This window comes from Microbacterium sp. P5_E9, from assembly GCF_054049175.1.
On the sequence record NZ_JBFUMV010000016.1, the window covers coordinates 38,834 to 54,881 of the forward strand.

Here is a 16,048-nt window from a genome sequence, read left to right on the forward strand (position 1 = left end):
GTCACTCCGTCCGCTCAGCAGGCCCTTCCGGCTCTTCCGGCTCTGCGGGCGAAGGCGCGGGCGAAGGTGTGGGTCGCGGCGCGGGGCGGACCGGCGCGCCGCGGGTGCGCACGGCCTCGACCAGGATCGCCCACGGCCCGTCGATCTGATCGTCGGAGAGTTCGGCGTCGTGCCGATCCGGCCCGAGCAGCGCGACGATCGACCACGCGAAGCGGTCGGCGCCTGATGCGCGCGATGCCGCGCGCGGCCAGGGGCACTCCTCGATCAGCGCGACCCATTCGGATGCCTCGTCGCCGCGCGAGTCGACCTGCCACTGGCGCCGCAGCCCCGCGATGCCGCCCGTCCGTGTGACGACGACGGTGACGTGGACGGGATCGTCCATGCTGTCGCTGTCCATCGTCAGTCCTCGCTCGCGCCGGGTCGGGTGGCGGTCGCTCATCGTGACGATACCAAGCCGTTCTGCGCGGGGACAGGCGTCGCGCGGGCGGCGCCCCGGGAGTCCGTCACCCAGCCGGGGTGACCCCGACGGTCTTCCAGCCCGAGCGCACGGCGGACACCTCGGCGGATGTGGCGCCGAACTCCGCCCCGGCGGCGCGGATCGTGGCTGCGGCGAAGGCTGCGAAGTTGGCGGTGCGCGACAGTGAGCCGGACGTGAGCGTGCGGTACCAGACCAGTCCGGCCCGCTCCCAGGCGCGACCGCCCAGCTCAACGGCGGCGAGGGCGAAGGCGCGGTTCGGGATGCCGGAGTTGATGTGCACACCCCCGTTGTCGCCGTCCGTCACGACATAGCCGCTCATGTTCGCCGGCTGCGGGTCGCGGCCGAGCACGTCGTCGTCGTAGGCCGTGCCCGGCTCGATCATCGAGCGCAGGGCCCGGCCCTGCACGGCATCCGTGAAGATCCCGGCGCCGACCAGCCAGCTGGCCTCATCGGCGGTCTGTCCGAGCTGATGCTGCTCGGTGAGGCAGCCGAAGACGTCGGAGAGGGATTCGTTGAGGGCGCCGGACTGGCCCTGGTAGACGAGGCCGCCCTCGTGCTCGGTGACTCCATGGGTGAGCTCATGTGCGATCACCGTGAGCGACTTCGTGAAACCGGTGAAGACCTCGTCGTCGCCGTCGCCGAACACCATCCGCTCGCCGTTCCAGAAGGCGTTGTCGTAGTCCTTGCCGTAGTGCACCGTCGCCAGCAGCGCGCCGCCGGCGCCGTCGATCCCATTGCGCTGGTAGGCGTCCCAGTAGAAGTCGAAGGTCGCGCCCAGCCCGTTGAAGGCCTCATCGACCGAGGCGTCGCCGCTCGCGGGGTCGTCTTCGCCGCGTACCCGCACGCCCGGAAGGGTCTCGCGGTTCTTCGCGTCGAAGATCGTGCGGTCGGGGGCAGGCACCGCTTCTGCCACAAGCGCGCCGGACTCGTCGATCGACAGCTCCAGGTTGCTGCGCCCCGGATGGTAGGGGCGAGGGGCTGCGAGCGTGGCCCGCGCCGCCGCGGCCGCATGCTGGAATTCCGGCTCGCGGACGGCAGCGATCCGGGCCAGGAGGTACGGAGGGACGAACGCGTGCATCATGGTCCGAGGCTAATGCCGCACCGCGACATCGGGCCGGAGGCGTGTCGCCTCAGCCGGCGGCGCCGCCATCGATGGCCGGGATCGACGCGAGCAGTCGTCTCGTGTACGCGACCTGGGGCTCGAGCAGCACCTTCTCGGTCGGACCCTCTTCGACGATGCGTCCGTCCTTCATGACGATCACCTGATCGCACAGGTTCTGCACCACGCCGATGTCATGCGAGACAAGCAGGAGCGTCAGCCCATCCCGCGCGCGCAGCTCGGCGAGCAGCTCGAGGATCTGCGCCCGCACGGTGACGTCCAGCGCCGACAGCGGCTCGTCGCCCACGAGCATCCGCGGCCGGTGCGCGATCGCCCGAGCGATCGCGATGCGCTGGCGCTGGCCACCGGAGAACTCGTGCKGGAACCGGTTCGCCATCTCGGGCTCCAGACCCACCTCGACGAGCACCTCGCGCACCCGCGCCCGCCGGTCGCCCTCGATCCCCAGTGCCCACAGCGGCTCGCCGACGATCCTTCCGACGCTCATGCGGGGGTCGAGCGACGCGTACGGGTCCTGGAACACCATCCCGGTGTCGCGGCGCAGCCAGTGCAGGTCGCGGGCCGCGGCCGCGGCATCCACCCGCCGTCCGTCGAATTCGACGGTGCCCGCGGTCGGGGTGTCCAGGGCGAGGAGCAGTCGCACCAGCGTCGACTTGCCGGATCCCGACTCGCCGATGATGCCCACGGCCGAGCCGGCCGCGATGTCGATGTCGGCATCCTGGAGGGCGGTGAGCGAGCGGCGGCGCTCGAACATGGTGGTCTTGGGGATGGGGTAGCTGCGGGTGAGTCCGCGACCGCGCAGCAGCGGGGTGGCACTCATGCGACACCCCCCGGGCGCCACAGGGTGGCGGTCGCATCGCGCAGCAGCTCCCGGGTCACCGGCGACTCCGGAGCGGTCAGCAGGGTCGCGACGGGAGCCTCCTCGACGACGCGGCCGTCGGCCAGCACGACGCCGTGCGTCGCGATCCGCGCGAGCACCGCGAGGTCGTGCGTGATGAAGACGAGCGACATGCCGTCCTCGTCGACCAGGGAGCGAAGCAGGTCGAGGATCTCGGACTGGATGGTCACGTCGAGCGCCGTCGTGGGCTCGTCGGCGATCAGGAGGCGCGGGCGGCAGGCGAGCGCCATCGCGATCGCGACCCGCTGCCGCTGCCCGCCGGAGAGCTGGTGGGGATAGCTCGCGACGATGCGCTCGGGGTCGGGGAGGGCGACGCGCGCGGCCTCGGCGACGGCGCGCTGCCTGGCCTGCGCGCGGCTGACCCGCTCGTGGATCCGCACCGATTCGGCGATCTGCCGGCCGACCGTGCGGATGGGATTGAGTGCGGTCTGCGGTTCCTGGAAGACGATGCCGATCTCGTCGCCGCGCAGCTGAGCCAGCTCGCGATCGGGCATTCCGAGCAGCTCGCGCCCGTTCCAGCGGATGGACCCGTCGGCCGTCGCGCCGTCGGGGAGCAGGCCGAGCACCGCGAGGGCCGTCAGTGACTTGCCCGAGCCGGATTCGCCGATGAGGCCCACCCGTGCGCCGTCGGGCACCGAGAACGAGACGCCGTCCACGACGCGGCGGCCATCGATCTCGACGATGAGGTTGTCCACCTCGAGGGTCACGAGACCACCTCCGGCAGGTGCCGGATCGCCGCGCGTGGGCGATGCAGTGGGTCCCGGCCGTGCGACAGGGTCGGGTCGGTCGCCTCGCGGAGCGCATCGCCCAGCAGGTTCAGCGCCAGCACCGTCACGGTGATCGCGACTCCCGGAGGCACGACCGAGAGCGGGTAGATCGCGATGTACTGCTGCAGCTCGGCCAGGAGGAGTCCCCACGAGGGTTCGGTGACGGGGGCGCCGAAGCCGAGGTAGGACAGGCCCGCCTCGGCGAGGACCGCGACGGCCATGGCCCAGGAGAGCTGCACGATGAACACCGGCGCGACGTTCGGGAGCAGGTGCCGCAGGAGGTTCTGGGACGGGGTCAGGCCCGACGCGCGGCCGGCCAGCACGAAGTCGCTGTGCAGCACGCGGCGCAGCTCGGGGCGCGTGACGCGCGCGATGTTGACGCCGAAGCCGATCCCGACCGACCAGATGACGACGAGGAGGGAGCCGCCCCACACCGCGGAGATCATCATCGCGATGATGAGCACCGGAAAGGCGATGAGGATGTCCACGAACACGGCGACCGACTCGCGCACCCAGCGGGCGGTGAGGGCCCCGAGCGCGGCGAGCGAGATGCCCACGACTGTCGCGATGATCCCCGCCCCGACGGCGACGATGATCGTCGTGCGAGAACCCGCGATGATCAGGCTCAGGATGTCGCGGCCCGTCCCGTCGGTTCCGAGCGCGTGCGGCCACCCAGGCCCCTGCCAGCGGTTGCGGATGTCGACCGACTTGGGGTCGAAGGGCGTCCAGAACAGCGAGACGAGCGCGGTCAGGATGATGACCGCGATCACGATGAGCCCGAAGCGACCCGTCGAGATCGCCCACAGTCGGCGCAGCCAGCTCCTGCGCCGCTGAACTGAGGCGCCCGCGGGCGGCGGGGCCGCGGCATCCGCTCGTCCGCTCATTGCGCCACCTCTCGTTGCCGCGGATCGATCACGCGGTGCAGCAGGTCGACGAAGAACCCCACGAAGAGCACGAAGCCGGTGAGGACGAGCAGCTCGCCCTGCACTTTGGGAAGGTCGCGTGAGCCGACGTCGGCGACGAGCATCCGCCCGATCCCGGGCAACGAGAACAGCTGTTCGATCACGACGGCCCCCACGATGATGCCCGCGACCTGAAGCCCGAGCACGGTGATGACCGACAGTCCGACGCCGGGCAGGCCGTGGCGGACGAGAGCCGCATTCCGCGTGAGGCCCTTCGCGGCCGCGGTGCGCACATAGTCCTGACCGACCGCCTGGAGCGTCGCGCTGCGGACGAACCGCATCAGCATCGCACCTTCGACGATTCCGATCGTGATCGCGGGCAGCAGCAGAGAGCGCAGCGCGAGCCACGGGGTCGACCAGCCGGTGCGCGGAAATCCCTGGGCCGGGAGCCAGCCGAGCCACACGGCGAACACGACGACGAGCATCATTCCCGCCCACACGACCGGCACGGCGGCGAGGGTCTGCGACGTGACGCTGATGCCCGTTCCGACGGCGTGCCGGCGCCGCATCGCCGACACGACCCCGAGCGGGACCGCGAACACGACGGCGATCGTCAGCGCGAGGATGCCCAGGGGCACCGTGACCCGCGCCTTGTCCGCGATCTCGGATGCCACGGGCGAGCCGGTGATGAGCGACGTGCCGAGGTCACCCCGCAGCACACCGCCGATCCAGTCCAGGTACTGCGCGATCAGGGGGCGGTTGAGGCCCATCTCCTCGCGGATGGCCGCGACCTGCCCCGGGGTGCCCTCGGTGCCGGCGATCAGCTGGGCGACATCCCCGGGCAGCACGCGCAGCGTGAGGAAGATCAGGACGCTGGCGACGAGCAGCCCCACCAGCAGCAGGGCCAGTCGTGTCAGCGCATAGCGGATCACCCGTTCGACGAGGCCACGTCAGTGAGGTCGAGTCGCACGTTGACCGAGTCCTTCGGGAAGCCGGTGATGCCGGTGCCGACCGCGGTGATGGTGACCCCGTTGTAGAGCCAATCGGCGGCCATGTCCTCGGACACGATGCGAGCGGCCTCCTTGAGCAGACTGTCCGACTTGTCCTCGTCGGTGCTGGTCATCGCCTGCTTGTACAGAGTCTGCACCTCGGGATTGTCGTACTGGAAGTAGTAGTCGGGGTTCGCGAAGTTGTCGAAGTCACGCGCCTCGACGTGGAGCACGAAGCTCAGCTCGTAGTCGTGGTTGGTGTAGACGTCATCGAGCCAGGTCGAGAACTCCACTGGTTCGACCTTGAGCGTCACTCCGATGTCGTTGAAGGCCGAGACCAGGAACGTCGCGGTGGTCGTGGGATAGAACGACGGGATCGTCAGCGTCAGTTCGAGATCCTCCTGGCCGGCCTCCTTCAGCAGCGCCTTCGCCTTCTCCGGGTCGTAGCTGATGACATCCGAGAGGTCCTCGTAGCCGGGGTCGAGCTCGGGGATCGGGCCGTAGAGCGTCGTGGCCCCGCCGACGGCCTCGATGAGCGCGTCGTGGTCGATCGCGAGACGAAGCGCCTCACGCACACGGATGTCGTCGAGCGGCGCACGCGTGTTGTTGAACGCGAGCGTGCCCTTGTCGGTGGTGCGGCCCTCGGTGAGGGTGAAGCCGCTCTCCTCGTCGAGCTGCGACGCCAGGTTCGGCTCGACGGCGGTGAGCACGTCGAGCGTGCCGTCGAGCGCCGCGTTCACGCCGGCCGTGAAGTCGGGGATGTACTGGAGCACGATCTCCTTGGCGGCGGCCTTGTCTCCCCAGTAGTCGTCGTTGCGCTCCAGGACGACGCTGTCGCCCTGGTTCCACTCACTCAGCAGGAACGGACCGGTGCCGTTCTCCGCGGTCTTCAGATCGGTGGTGTCGCCCGTCTTGAAGACCAGGCCGGCGCGACCGGTGAGGGCGAACAGGAAGTTGATGTTCGGCTCGGTGAGCGTGATGACGATGGTCGAGGCATCCGGGCTCGCGATCGACGTGACCCCGGCGAAGTCGGCGTGCCCCTGCAGGGTCTCGTCATCCTTGACCTGCGTGTACGACGTCACCACGTCGTTCGCGGTCAGCGCGGTGCCGTCGTGGAACGTGACGCCCTCATTGAGCGTGAAGGTGTAGGTCAGCCCGTCGTCGGAGACGCTCCACTCCGATGCGAGCGCGGACACGATCGCGTTGTCCTTCGCAGAGTCCCGTGTGACGAGTCCCTGGTAGATGTTGTCGATCAGGAGCTGTTCGAGGGCCGCACCGCTCGTGTGGCGGATATCGAGGTTCTCCGGCTCGAGCACGAGACCTACCGTCACGGTGGCGTTCGGATCGGGCTCGCCGGTTGCGCTGGGGCTGGCGCTCGGGCTGCCGCTGCAGGCGGTGAGCACGAGCGCGCCGGCGGCGAGCAGGGCCGAGGCGGCGAGGGCGGTACGGCGGAGCATGGGGGTCCTTTCGGAGGGGCACACGATGGAGGAGGTCCGGCGGGCGGCGGACGCGATCCGGTGCGTCAGCCAGCCTAGGGAAGGCGGACCGTGGGTGACGCCTGCGCTACGCAGAACGAAACACAAGTGTTAACCCTTCCCGGCGAGGTCTCCGAGCAGTTTCCCCAGTTCGGTGGGGATCTCCTCCTGGACGTTGTGACCGGACGGCACGTCGATGACGGATGCCGCGGGCACTCGCTCCTGGAACTGCTCGGCGTCCGCCACCGTCACATAGCCGCGCGTGCCGCGCAGCAGCGTCGTCGGCGCCTGGACGCCGGCGAGGTCGGTCCACCCGCTCTCGGAAAGCACCGATCGGAGGGCGTCCTGCTGCGCAGCGGCGGCGGCGGCCAGTTCGGGCGCCGCGGCCATCGCGTTCGCGAGCCGGGCGAAGTGGTGCTTCCACTCGACGCGGCCGTCTTCGCGGACACGGGAGTTGTGGAAGACCCCTCGCTCGGCGGCGGTGCGCGATCCGCCGAGTCCGAACGCGAGCGCCCGATCGACGAGTTCGTCGCGCGATGCCCAATCCGTGGGGCCGGAGAAGAAGGCGCCGAGTTCGGCGGGACCGCCGTTCGGGTCGATGCCCGGGGTGATGTCGACGATGACGAGCTCTCGCACGAGATCGGGACGGGATGCCGCGACCGCCGCAGCGGTGAGGCCGCCCAGGGACTGACCGACGAGCAGCTGCGGGCGGTCGGTCCACGCCTCGATGCCGGCGATGACGTCCGGGGCGAGCGTCCCGCCGGTGTACGCGAGGTCGTCGCGCCACGACGAGTCGCCGTGCCCGGGCAGGTCGATCGCCAGCGCCGGCACCCCGGCGGCGAGGATCGTCGTGTCCCAGGTGTGGGCGTTGAGCCCGGCGCCGTGCAGCAGCGTCACGGTCGGAGCGGCGGACTCCGCGCCCGCCGGCGCGTACCGCAGGGCGCTCAGGGTCCGCCCGTCGGGGAGGGTGAGGAAGAGGCGCTCGCCCTGGAGGAGGGGGCCGGGGATCCCGGCGTCGGCGGCCTGCGCGGGCAGGAAGGAGAACTCGTCGGTGGCGTCACTCACCCGGCTATTCTGCCTCGTCCGCGCGAGCCCCCCGCGCCGGGCCCCTGGATAGGCTGGCGGGATGAGCGAAGAACGACGCGTGCACCTCTCCCGCTCCGCCCCGGAGGCCTACCAGACGCTCGACGTCTTCTCGAAGTCCGTGGGCGCCATCGCGGCCGAGGCCGGCATCGACGCGAGGCTGAAGGAGCTCGTGCAGATCCACGCGTCGCAGCTCAACGGCTGCGCCTTCTGCGTGCGGGTTCATGTCGACCGTGCGGTGAAGGTCGGCCTGGACGCCGACGTCATCGCCCAGCTGCCCACGTGGCAGGAGTCGGGCGTGTTCACCGAGCGCGAGCGGGCGGCGCTCGAGCTGACCGAGGCGTTCACGTTCATCCACGACGGCGGGGTGGCCGACGAGGTCTACGACCACGTCGGCGGGGTGCTCACCGAGCAGGAGTACGTCGCCCTGAGCTGGATCCTGGTCTCGATCAACGCCTTCAACCGGATCGCGATCGCGGGCCGGTATCCGGTGCCGCCTCGGCGGGCGCCCGAGGCATGATCGCCGATCCGCTCGTTCCGGGCGCGGTCAACCTGCGTGACGTCGGCGGCCTGCCGGCGGGACCCCGGAGCACGCGCTTCGGTGTGCTGTTCCGCTCGGGGAATCTGGCCCGGCTCGAAGATTCGGGCACCGCGGCCCTCGGAGACCTCGGTGTGCGGCGGATCATCGACCTGCGCGCCGATGACGAAGTCGCGCATGCGCCCAGCCGGATCGACGGGCTGGCGATCCAGGTGCAGCGCGTGCCGCTGTTCCTCGGCTCGGTGGGGTCATTCTTCGCGGACGATCTGACCCTCGACGAGATGTACGCGCGGATCCTCGAGGAATCCGCGCCGGCGGTGGTCTCCGTCATCCGAGGAATCCTGGTCGACCAGCCGGTGCTGGTGCACTGCACCGTGGGCAAGGACCGCACCGGAGTGACGGTGGGGCTCGCGCTCGCCGCCGCTGGAGTGGACCCGGGCGCCGTCGTCGCCGACTACGCCCGCACCGAGTCGCTGCTGCCCGAACAGCGCAACCGCGACGTGCTCGCCCGGCTGCGCAMCCTGCATCCGGAGGCGCGGAACCTCGAGGATCTCGCCTGCCGGTCGCCTGCGCCGGTGATGGAGCGGATGCTGGCCGGCCTCATCGGGAGCTACGGCTCGGCTGCCGACTACCTGCGCGCGCACGGGGTGACGGACGACGAGATCGTCGAATTGCGCCGCGTGCTCATCGCGTGATCGTCCGTCCGTTTGAGGGAGGACGCACAGGTTCACAAAGGTTAGGCAACCCTACCTTCGCGCTATAGTGGTGACGACATGTCCCACACCACCGAGCACAATGCATCCGCATGCCGCGCCTCGCGGCACACGCGGGTGCAGCACCTGATCACGGCAGACGAGTCGTCGCTCGCCGACCTCGAGGCGCTGCTGGCGACCCTGCCGATCTGCTCGACCGGTCGCGTGTTCATCGAGATTCCGGATGCCTCGTGGCACGGGGTCGTCCAGGCTCCGGCGCGCATGGTCGTCACCTGGCTCGACCGCTCGGTGCGCAGCGGCGACCCGGGCACGGGCCGCGCGTGCGCCCCCGGTCAGGCGCTGGCACGTGCCGTGACGGCGTGGGCCGACGAGATGCTCTGCGCCCCGGACGACGAGACGCGCATCCATCTGCTGGGCGGATACCTCGGCACCGCCGACATCGTCGACCACCTCACGACGCGCAACGGCGTAGCGGCCTCGTCGATCCACGCCCCTGAGCAGTACGGACTCGCGACCGCGCGCTGAGCGGCCCGACCTTCCCCACTCCACGCAGCCCCTTGTGCTCGGACCCCTGTGGGAGTTCGATGTGTGCCGACGGGCAATGGGGCTCGTCTGCTATGCAAGGGGGAAGAAAATGCGGAAGAACATTCTGCTGGGGGCGGCTGTGGGGGCCGTTCTGGTATTCGGATCGGCGGGCGGCGCGTTCGCAGGCGAGATCGGGKGCCATGGACAGGACACCCACGGCCCAGCGAACTCGAATTCGCCGTGCGCGTTCTCGGGACTTCAGGACGAGCCCTTCAACCCGGGCACCGTCCAGAACTGGGGACACACCAAGGACGTCGAAGGCGTGGTGAGCACGCATGGCGCGTCCTCGGCATTGACCCCGGAGGGCGTGTGGGGGTGCAACGCGCACACCTACGGGATGAAGCACTGACGTTTCGGGCGTGGTCGGAACTCGTTCCGGCCACGCCTTCACGCGGTCAGAGCTCGAGCCCGCGCGGGATGTAGTTGCCGTCCTCGAGTCCGGCTTCGATCTCGAAGCGGTTGCGCAGCGGATTGCGCCCGGCCAGCAGATAGAGCACGGGCATGAGGAAGCCGTAGTGCTCCCATTGACGCTTGTGCACCGCTTCGTGGCGCAGCAGCCGGTCGGTGACCGGGTCGTCGCCGGTGAGGAAGCACCCGCCCGTGCACGTCCCGCCGCGCGGGAACGCCCAGCCCGGCATGCCGCGGAAGATCCACAGTCCCGCGCGCTTCTCGACCCGCCCGGTGCTCCAGATGGACCCCCAGATCCACCCGACGGTCGTGCCGTAGAGGTACCCGGCGTGACTGAGAGGGGAGTCCAGGAGAAAGCTCGGAATGATGCGGTCGATGCGTCGGCCGCGCGCGAGGGCGCGGTCGGCTTCGGCCCGCCAGCCCGGCGGGGGCATCCGGATGGGACTCATGCGAGCGCCCCGATGATCCGCAGGATGGCTCCCAGGTCGTCGTCCGCGGCGCTTGCAGATGCCGGCGAGTAGCCGGCCAGCGAGGCGCCCACGAGGGGGAGGTCGGCGCGCAGTCGGGCGATGGCGGCGGTGAGATCGGCGAGGGCGAAGCCGAAGGGCTCCGGGTGCGCGTTGCCGGCGAGCTCGGCCGGATCCAGCGCGTCGACGTCGACGTGGATGTAGATGCTGTCCGCTCCGGTCGCCCGCACGGCCGCCGCCAGAGCATCGGGATCCCGGAGGTCCTCGACCGACACCGTAGCGATGCCCATCGCTTGGACCGCCTCGTCTTCGGCGTCGTCGAACGAGCGCGCTCCCACGACGATCACCCGACCAGGCGCCACCGCTCCCGTCTCGAGTGACAGCCCCGGGTCGCCGTCACCCAGGACGGCCCGCAGCACCATGCCCGAGAAGGCTCCGGACGGCGACGACTCCGGCGTGTTGAGGTCGGGATGCGCGTCGATCCACACCACCGCGAGCTCGGGGGAGCGCCGCACCGCCCACGCGATCGGTGCCAGCGCGATCCCGCAGTCGCCACCGACGGTGAGGACCGCCTCGTCATGCTCGGAGAGCGCCGCCTCGACGAGCGTGTAGGTGTGCTGCAGGGCGCTGAGGCGATGGATGCCGGTGCCCAGCGACTCGCCGGCCTCCATCGGCACCTCGAGGATCGTGGTAGCCGACCGCGGCAGGTCGCCGGCAATGGCCTGCGCTCCGTCGATGAGCTGCATCGCCCGCGATGAGGGACTGCCCTGCCATTGCGGAACCACGAGATAACGGGTCATTCCCTMATCTTCCTCCCGCGACCGAGCGGTCGCATACGCACCCACGGATAAGTGGTCGGGCGCCGCACCCGGGGGAGCGGCGCCCGATCAGCGAAGGCATCCCCCGCTACGGCGTGTACGGGACGCTCGGCGCGTCGATCGCCGCCTGCGCGGGCGTCGCCCCCGACTTGAGGGCGGCGAGGCGCGCTTCGACCTCGGTGAGCTCACCCATGTCGTCGAGCGAGTTGAACTGCGCATCGAGGCTCGACGCCGCCAGCTCCTGCTTGCCCTGGGCGAGCGCCTCCTGGCGGCGGATCTTGTCTTCGAAGCGCCCGAGCTCGCTGGTGGGATCCAGGACGTCGATCGACTTGACGGCGTCGTGGACCTTGATCTGCGCTTCGGCCGTCTTCGCACGGGCCAGCAGCTCGGACCGCTTCGACTTCAGCTGGTCGAGCTTGACCTTCATGCCGTTCAGGCCGCTCTTGAGCTGATCGACGACCTGCGTCTGCGAGGCGATCGTCGGCTCCGCGGTCTTCGCCTGCTTCTCGGCCTCGATCTGCCGCTGAATGGCGATCTTGGCGAGGTTGTCGAACTTGTCGGCGTCCGCAGTGCTCCCGGACCCGCGCAGCTGGTCGGCCTTGCGGCTCGCCGCGATCGCCTTGCTGCCCCAGTCGGAGGCGGACTGCATGTCCTCCTGGTGGTCGCGTTCGAGCAGTCGCAGGTTGCCGATGGTCTCGGCGATCGCCGACTCCGCTTCGGCGATGCTGTTCGTGTAGTCGCGCACGAGCTGGTCGAGCAGCTTCTGGGGATCCTCGGCGGAATCCAGGAGCGCGTTGATGTTCGCGCGGACGAGGGTCGAGATGCGACCCAGGATGGACTGTTTGGCCATCGGTTCTTCCTTCCTATCGGAGTCGTGGTGAAGCGGGATGGTGAAGTGGTGGAGCGGGGGGATGCGCGATCGGGGTGGTCAGAACCGACCACCCCCTCGGCGGGACCGGGTGCCGCCGCCGCCGAAGCTGCCCGGGCTGAAACCGGGGTTGAAGGTCGCGCCGGAGCGACCGCCCCCGCCGAATCCGCCGCCGGGGAAGCCGCCGCCGGACGAGCCGCCGCCGAGGACGGAGTTCAGGACGATGCCTCCGAGGATGGCGCCGAGCATCCCGCCGCCGGACGACCCACCCTGGCCCCCGCCCGGGCCGAATCCGGCGGTGCCGCCCCCGAACGAGCCCACATCGTCCTGTGCGAGACGGATGGCCTCGGCGGAGAGCTGGTCGGCGCGCTGCGCGTACTGCAGCGCGCGCGCCGGATCCGTGGCCTGCAGCTGGGTGGCCTGCACGAGGGATGCCCCGGCCTCCGCCAATCGCGTCCGCGCGGTCGCGCCGACCCCGCCCCGGCGGGCCGTGATGTAGTCCTCGGCGGCGGAGACCTGCGCCTGCGCTCGCATCATCACCTGGCCGAGCATCTCCTGCGCGCGCTGCGCCTGGGCCGCGGCATCCCGCACTCCGGCGATCACCGCGTCGATCTGGGTGTTGGCGGCCTCGAGCCCCTGCAGAGCAGCGAGCGGGCGCTTGCCGGTGCCGGACAGCAGCCCGTCGGCCTCGGCGAGCTGCTGGCGGACGGCGGTGACGGCAGCGGCCACGCGGCCGTCGGGATCGGGAAGCGCGGCGGCCGCGGCCAGATCCTGCTGGAGCTCGGCGATGAGTGCGCGAGCGCGGGTCTCGCCGGCCGTCAGGTCGGCGCCGAGCTTGTCGATCGCCTGCTCGAGCAGCCCTGCCTGCGCGACGGCGTCTTCGGCGGCGCGGATGCTGACGGCCGCGGCGCCGCCATCGCCCGCGCCGATCGCGGTCTGGGCGGCGGCGAGCTGGGCGTCCGCGAAGGTCAGGCGATCGGCCGCCTGGGCGGGATTGTCCGCGATCGTCGTGAGCGCCTCGGGGGCGTAGCCCTGCGCGAGCGCCCGAAGGCGGCCGGCGGCCGATGCCACCCCCGGCGCGGCGGCGGCGCGCTCCTGCTGCACCCGGGCGAAGGCCTCCGGCGCGTTGCGCTCGAGCTTGCGCAGCTCATCGAACGCCTCGGACTTCTCGTCGAGCCCGTGGTTGGCGCCCTCGAGCAGCCGGATGATCTGGGTGTTCCACGCCCGCACCTGCTCCTCGGTGTCGGGCGTCGCGTCGTCGAGCTGCTGCTGGAGGAGGAAGGCCTTGCCGAGGCTGTCCTTCGCCGCGGCGAGAGCCTGCGCGAATTCCACGGTGGCGGCATCCCCGAACTGGGCCTTCGCGAACCCCAGCTCCTGCTCGCTCGTCTTCACCGCATCGTCGGTCTCGACGAGCGCCGAGGCGGCCTGGCGCTCGAGCTGCTTCGTGTCGAGCTGGGTGAGCGGGTCGACGCTTCCCGCCGGCGGCACCGCCGACGGATTCGCGGCGACCCCCTTGCGGCGACGACGGATGACGATCCAGACGATGACGCCGAGCGCCGCCGCGATGAGGACGAAGAGGAGCAGGCCGTTGGAGAAGAGTCCGCCGGCTGCTCCGCTGGACTCGTTGCCGGTGCCGCCGGGCTCGCTCCCCGCGCCGCCGCTCGTGCCGGCCGTTGCGGCGGTGAGTCCGTCCGCGGCCGCATCGATCGCGCCGCCCCAGTCTTCCGCGGCGAGCTGCGGCTGGATCTGCTGCTGTTCGATGGAGGTGAGCTGTTCGTCGGTCACGGGGCCGGACGAATCACCGGACAGATAGAACTGACGCGAATCCACCGCCACCGCGAGCAGGTATTGGTTGGAGGCGAGGTTGTTCGCCGTCGCCGTCTCGTTCGCCCAGTCGGCCGCACTCGACGGGTTCGTGAACTCGTCGACGAACACGACCCAGAGATCGACATCCGTCTCATCCGAGAGCTGGGCCAGGCGGTTCTCCGCCGCATCCACCTCTGCGGGGGTGAGCGCACCGGCGTCGTCGAGCACATGGCTCGACCCGAGGGTGACGGGGTCGGTCGCCGAGGCCGCGGAAACCGAGCCGGCCAGCAGCGCCGTGAGCGTCACAGTGAGTGCCAGCACCCATCGCGCCCGCATCCGAACCCCCCGTCGCTGGGCCCTCAGCGGCCCCGGAGCCGAGTCTATGCAAGCCCGGGCATGCCGAGGTAGGGCTTGCGCGGGTCGCGGGTCGCTGCGTAGTGGATGCGCGATCCGCCGGTACGCTGGCCGCTCCGAGGAGGGTACGTGGACGATCGCTATGGCACTGATGTGCTCGCAGCCGGCTGGCGCCAGCGCGGGCAGACCGAGGTGCCGCGCGTGCCTGCCACGGCCGATCTCGTCGTCGAGGTGGCCGAAGACGGGTACTGCGGGGCTGTCGTGAAAGTGGCGTCCGGCATCGTCGAGCTCGAGGATCGCCTGGGTCGCCGACGATTGTTCCCCCTCGGGCCCGGATTCCTGATCGACGGCGCGGATGTCGTGCTCGTCGCCCCGTCCGCGGCTGCGGCACCTGCCCCCGCGCGGACGGCGTCGGGCTCGTTCGCCGCGCCGGAAGCGCGTGCCCGGGTGGCGCGTGCGAGTCGCATCCTTGTGGAGGGTCGCCACGACGCCGAACTCGTGGAGAAGGTCTGGGGCGACGACCTGCGCGCCGAAGGCGTCGTCGTCGAGTACCTCCAGGGTGTCGACCTGCTCGCGGAGATGCTCGACGAGGAGCCGCCATCCGCGACTCGCCGTTACGGAGTGCTCGTCGATCACCTCGTGCCCGGCTCCAAGGAATCGCGCATCGCGCAGGCGATCGCCGCCGGTCCGCACGGGGCGCACCTCCGGATCGTCGGCCACCCGTACATCGACGTGTGGCAGTGCGTCACGCCGCGCGCTCTCGGCATCCGGAGCTGGCCGGAAGTGCCGCGCGGCATCGACTTCAAGGTGGGCATCTGCCGAGGCCTCGGCTGGCCGTCGGCGACGCAGGCCGACCTCGCGCGCGCCTGGCAGCGGATCCTCGCCGCGGTCGGCAGCTACCGCGACCTCGAGCCGACGTTCCTCGGGCGGGTCGAGGAGCTCATCGACTACGTCACGGTCGACCCCGGCCGCTGAACGCCGGCGCCCCGGCTGGGTAGCCTGGTGCAGTGCCCGACATCCCCGCCGAACCCCGCACCTTCCGCGACCGCCCTGTCTCGTTCGTGCGCCGCAGCGGTCGGGTGTCCGAGGCGCAGGAGCGCGCCTGGGTCGAGCTGGCGCCCCGGTTCGTGCTGTCGGTGCAGCGCGATGCCGCGGAAACCAGCATCCGCTCCGGCACGGCGATCGCCCCGCACGAGATCTGGGGCCGCGCAGCGCCGCTGATCGTCGAGGTGGGATCGGGCCAGGGGCACGCGATCGTGCACGCGGCGACCTCTCGTCCCGACGACGACTTCCTCGCCGTCGAGGTGTTCCGCGCCGGGATCGCCCGCACGATGCTCGACGCCGAGCGCGCCGGGGCCGAGAATCTCCGTCTCGTCGAGGCGAACGCACCCGAGGTGCTCGAGCACCTGCTGCCCCCGGCATCCGTCGCCGAACTGTGGGTGTTCTTCCCGGATCCATGGCACAAGAACAAGCACACCAAGCGCCGGCTCGTAACCAGCGAATTCGCGGGCATCGCCGCCCGCGCGCTGCGACCGGACGGCGTGCTGCGGCTCGCGACGGACTGGGAGGACTACGCGCTGCAGATGCGGGCGGTGCTCGACGACGAGAAGGCACTCGCCCGCGACTTCACGGGCGAGTGGGCCGAGCGCTTCGACGGGCGGGTGCTGACCTCGTTCGAACGCAAGGGGCAGCGCGCGGGCCGGGCGATCCGCGACCTCGCCTATCGCCGGACGGCCGGCGCCTGATGAGCCCGGCCGGCGCCGCCGTCGTGCGGGGACGCTG

Annotated in this window: 18 protein-coding genes; 6 read left to right on the forward strand and 12 right to left on the reverse strand. The window is 70.8% G+C overall.

Annotated features, from left to right (window positions below):
• Position 1: 1 nt before the first annotated feature.
• The 8 genes from ACXJ3V_RS16175 to ACXJ3V_RS16210 all read right to left on the reverse strand — a co-directional run bounded on the left by ACXJ3V_RS16175 (position 2) and on the right by ACXJ3V_RS16210 (position 7,691).
• On the reverse strand, positions 2-439 hold the full coding sequence (locus tag ACXJ3V_RS16175) for a protealysin inhibitor emfourin (protein WP_457101362.1): 438 nt from the start codon (positions 437-439) through the stop codon (positions 2-4).
• 64 nt (positions 440-503) lie between these two features.
• Positions 504-1,559, reverse strand: coding sequence for a M4 family metallopeptidase (locus ACXJ3V_RS16180; RefSeq protein WP_457101363.1), 1,056 nt, complete (start codon positions 1,557-1,559; stop codon positions 504-506).
• Positions 1,560-1,608: 49 nt separating this feature from the next.
• Positions 1,609-2,415 carry an ATP-binding cassette domain-containing protein gene (locus ACXJ3V_RS16185; protein WP_457101364.1) on the reverse strand — a complete coding sequence of 269 codons (807 nt, stop codon included), beginning with the start codon at positions 2,413-2,415 and terminating at the stop codon, positions 1,609-1,611.
• The gene (locus ACXJ3V_RS16190) at positions 2,412-3,200 is read right to left on the reverse strand and encodes an ATP-binding cassette domain-containing protein (RefSeq protein ID WP_457101365.1); all 789 of its coding nucleotides are present in this window, start codon (positions 3,198-3,200) and stop codon (positions 2,412-2,414) included. Before ACXJ3V_RS16190 ends, ACXJ3V_RS16185 begins: the two co-directional genes overlap by 4 nt.
• Positions 3,197-4,144: an ABC transporter permease gene (locus tag ACXJ3V_RS16195; RefSeq protein WP_457101366.1), complete on the reverse strand. Its 948-nt coding sequence runs from the start codon at positions 4,142-4,144 to the stop codon at positions 3,197-3,199. The genes ACXJ3V_RS16190 and ACXJ3V_RS16195 overlap by 4 nt, the downstream gene beginning before the upstream one ends.
• A complete protein-coding gene (locus ACXJ3V_RS16200) occupies positions 4,141-5,094 on the reverse strand; it encodes an ABC transporter permease (protein WP_457101367.1) in 954 nt (317 codons plus the stop codon). Before ACXJ3V_RS16200 ends, ACXJ3V_RS16195 begins: the two co-directional genes overlap by 4 nt.
• Entirely contained in the window at positions 5,091-6,608 is a 1,518-nt protein-coding gene (locus tag ACXJ3V_RS16205; RefSeq protein ID WP_457101368.1) for an ABC transporter substrate-binding protein, read from the reverse strand. Before ACXJ3V_RS16205 ends, ACXJ3V_RS16200 begins: the two co-directional genes overlap by 4 nt.
• Before the next feature lie 129 nt (positions 6,609-6,737).
• The gene (locus ACXJ3V_RS16210) at positions 6,738-7,691 is read right to left on the reverse strand and encodes an alpha/beta fold hydrolase (RefSeq protein ID WP_457101369.1); all 954 of its coding nucleotides are present in this window, start codon (positions 7,689-7,691) and stop codon (positions 6,738-6,740) included.
• Between the two features lie 61 nt (positions 7,692-7,752).
• Here ACXJ3V_RS16210 and ACXJ3V_RS16215 point away from each other — a divergent pair, with 61 nt between their 5' ends.
• The 4 genes from ACXJ3V_RS16215 (at position 7,753) to ACXJ3V_RS16230 (ending at position 9,894) form a co-directional block, all read left to right on the forward strand.
• Positions 7,753-8,229, forward strand: a complete 477-nt coding sequence (locus ACXJ3V_RS16215; protein ID WP_457101370.1) for a carboxymuconolactone decarboxylase family protein — start codon at positions 7,753-7,755, stop codon at positions 8,227-8,229.
• Positions 8,226-8,942, forward strand: a complete 717-nt coding sequence (locus ACXJ3V_RS16220; protein WP_457101371.1) for a tyrosine-protein phosphatase — start codon at positions 8,226-8,228, stop codon at positions 8,940-8,942. Before ACXJ3V_RS16215 ends, ACXJ3V_RS16220 begins: the two co-directional genes overlap by 4 nt.
• 78 nt (positions 8,943-9,020) lie before the next feature.
• On the forward strand, positions 9,021-9,485 hold the full coding sequence (locus tag ACXJ3V_RS16225; RefSeq protein ID WP_457101372.1) for an SIP domain-containing protein: 465 nt from the start codon (positions 9,021-9,023) through the stop codon (positions 9,483-9,485).
• Between the two features lie 109 nt (positions 9,486-9,594).
• Positions 9,595-9,894 (forward strand): hypothetical protein, encoded by a 300-nt coding sequence (locus tag ACXJ3V_RS16230; RefSeq protein ID WP_457101373.1) that lies wholly within the window; start codon positions 9,595-9,597, stop codon positions 9,892-9,894.
• Between the two features lie 46 nt (positions 9,895-9,940).
• Here the strand turns inward: ACXJ3V_RS16230 and ACXJ3V_RS16235 are convergent, their stop codons facing one another.
• The 4 genes from ACXJ3V_RS16235 to ACXJ3V_RS16250 all read right to left on the reverse strand — a co-directional run bounded on the left by ACXJ3V_RS16235 (position 9,941) and on the right by ACXJ3V_RS16250 (position 14,233).
• Positions 9,941-10,402, reverse strand: coding sequence for a Fe-S oxidoreductase (locus tag ACXJ3V_RS16235; protein ID WP_457101374.1), 462 nt, complete (start codon positions 10,400-10,402; stop codon positions 9,941-9,943).
• The gene (locus tag ACXJ3V_RS16240; RefSeq protein WP_457101375.1) at positions 10,399-11,220 is read right to left on the reverse strand and encodes an arginase family protein; all 822 of its coding nucleotides are present in this window, start codon (positions 11,218-11,220) and stop codon (positions 10,399-10,401) included. The genes ACXJ3V_RS16235 and ACXJ3V_RS16240 overlap by 4 nt, the downstream gene beginning before the upstream one ends.
• Positions 11,221-11,326: 106 nt before the next feature.
• Positions 11,327-12,088, reverse strand: a complete 762-nt coding sequence (locus ACXJ3V_RS16245; RefSeq protein WP_457101376.1) for a PspA/IM30 family protein — start codon at positions 12,086-12,088, stop codon at positions 11,327-11,329.
• A gap of 78 nt (positions 12,089-12,166) precedes the next feature.
• Positions 12,167-14,233, reverse strand: a complete 2,067-nt coding sequence (locus ACXJ3V_RS16250; RefSeq protein WP_457101377.1) for a TPM domain-containing protein — start codon at positions 14,231-14,233, stop codon at positions 12,167-12,169.
• A gap of 162 nt (positions 14,234-14,395) precedes the next feature.
• Here ACXJ3V_RS16250 and ACXJ3V_RS16255 point away from each other — a divergent pair, with 162 nt between their 5' ends.
• On the forward strand, positions 14,396-15,241 hold the full coding sequence (locus ACXJ3V_RS16255; protein WP_457101378.1) for a DUF3097 family protein: 846 nt from the start codon (positions 14,396-14,398) through the stop codon (positions 15,239-15,241).
• Between the two features lie 32 nt (positions 15,242-15,273).
• On the forward strand, positions 15,274-16,011 hold the full coding sequence (gene trmB, locus ACXJ3V_RS16260) for a tRNA (guanosine(46)-N7)-methyltransferase TrmB (RefSeq protein WP_457101379.1): 738 nt from the start codon (positions 15,274-15,276) through the stop codon (positions 16,009-16,011).
• The last annotated feature ends 37 nt before the right edge of the window (positions 16,012-16,048 follow it).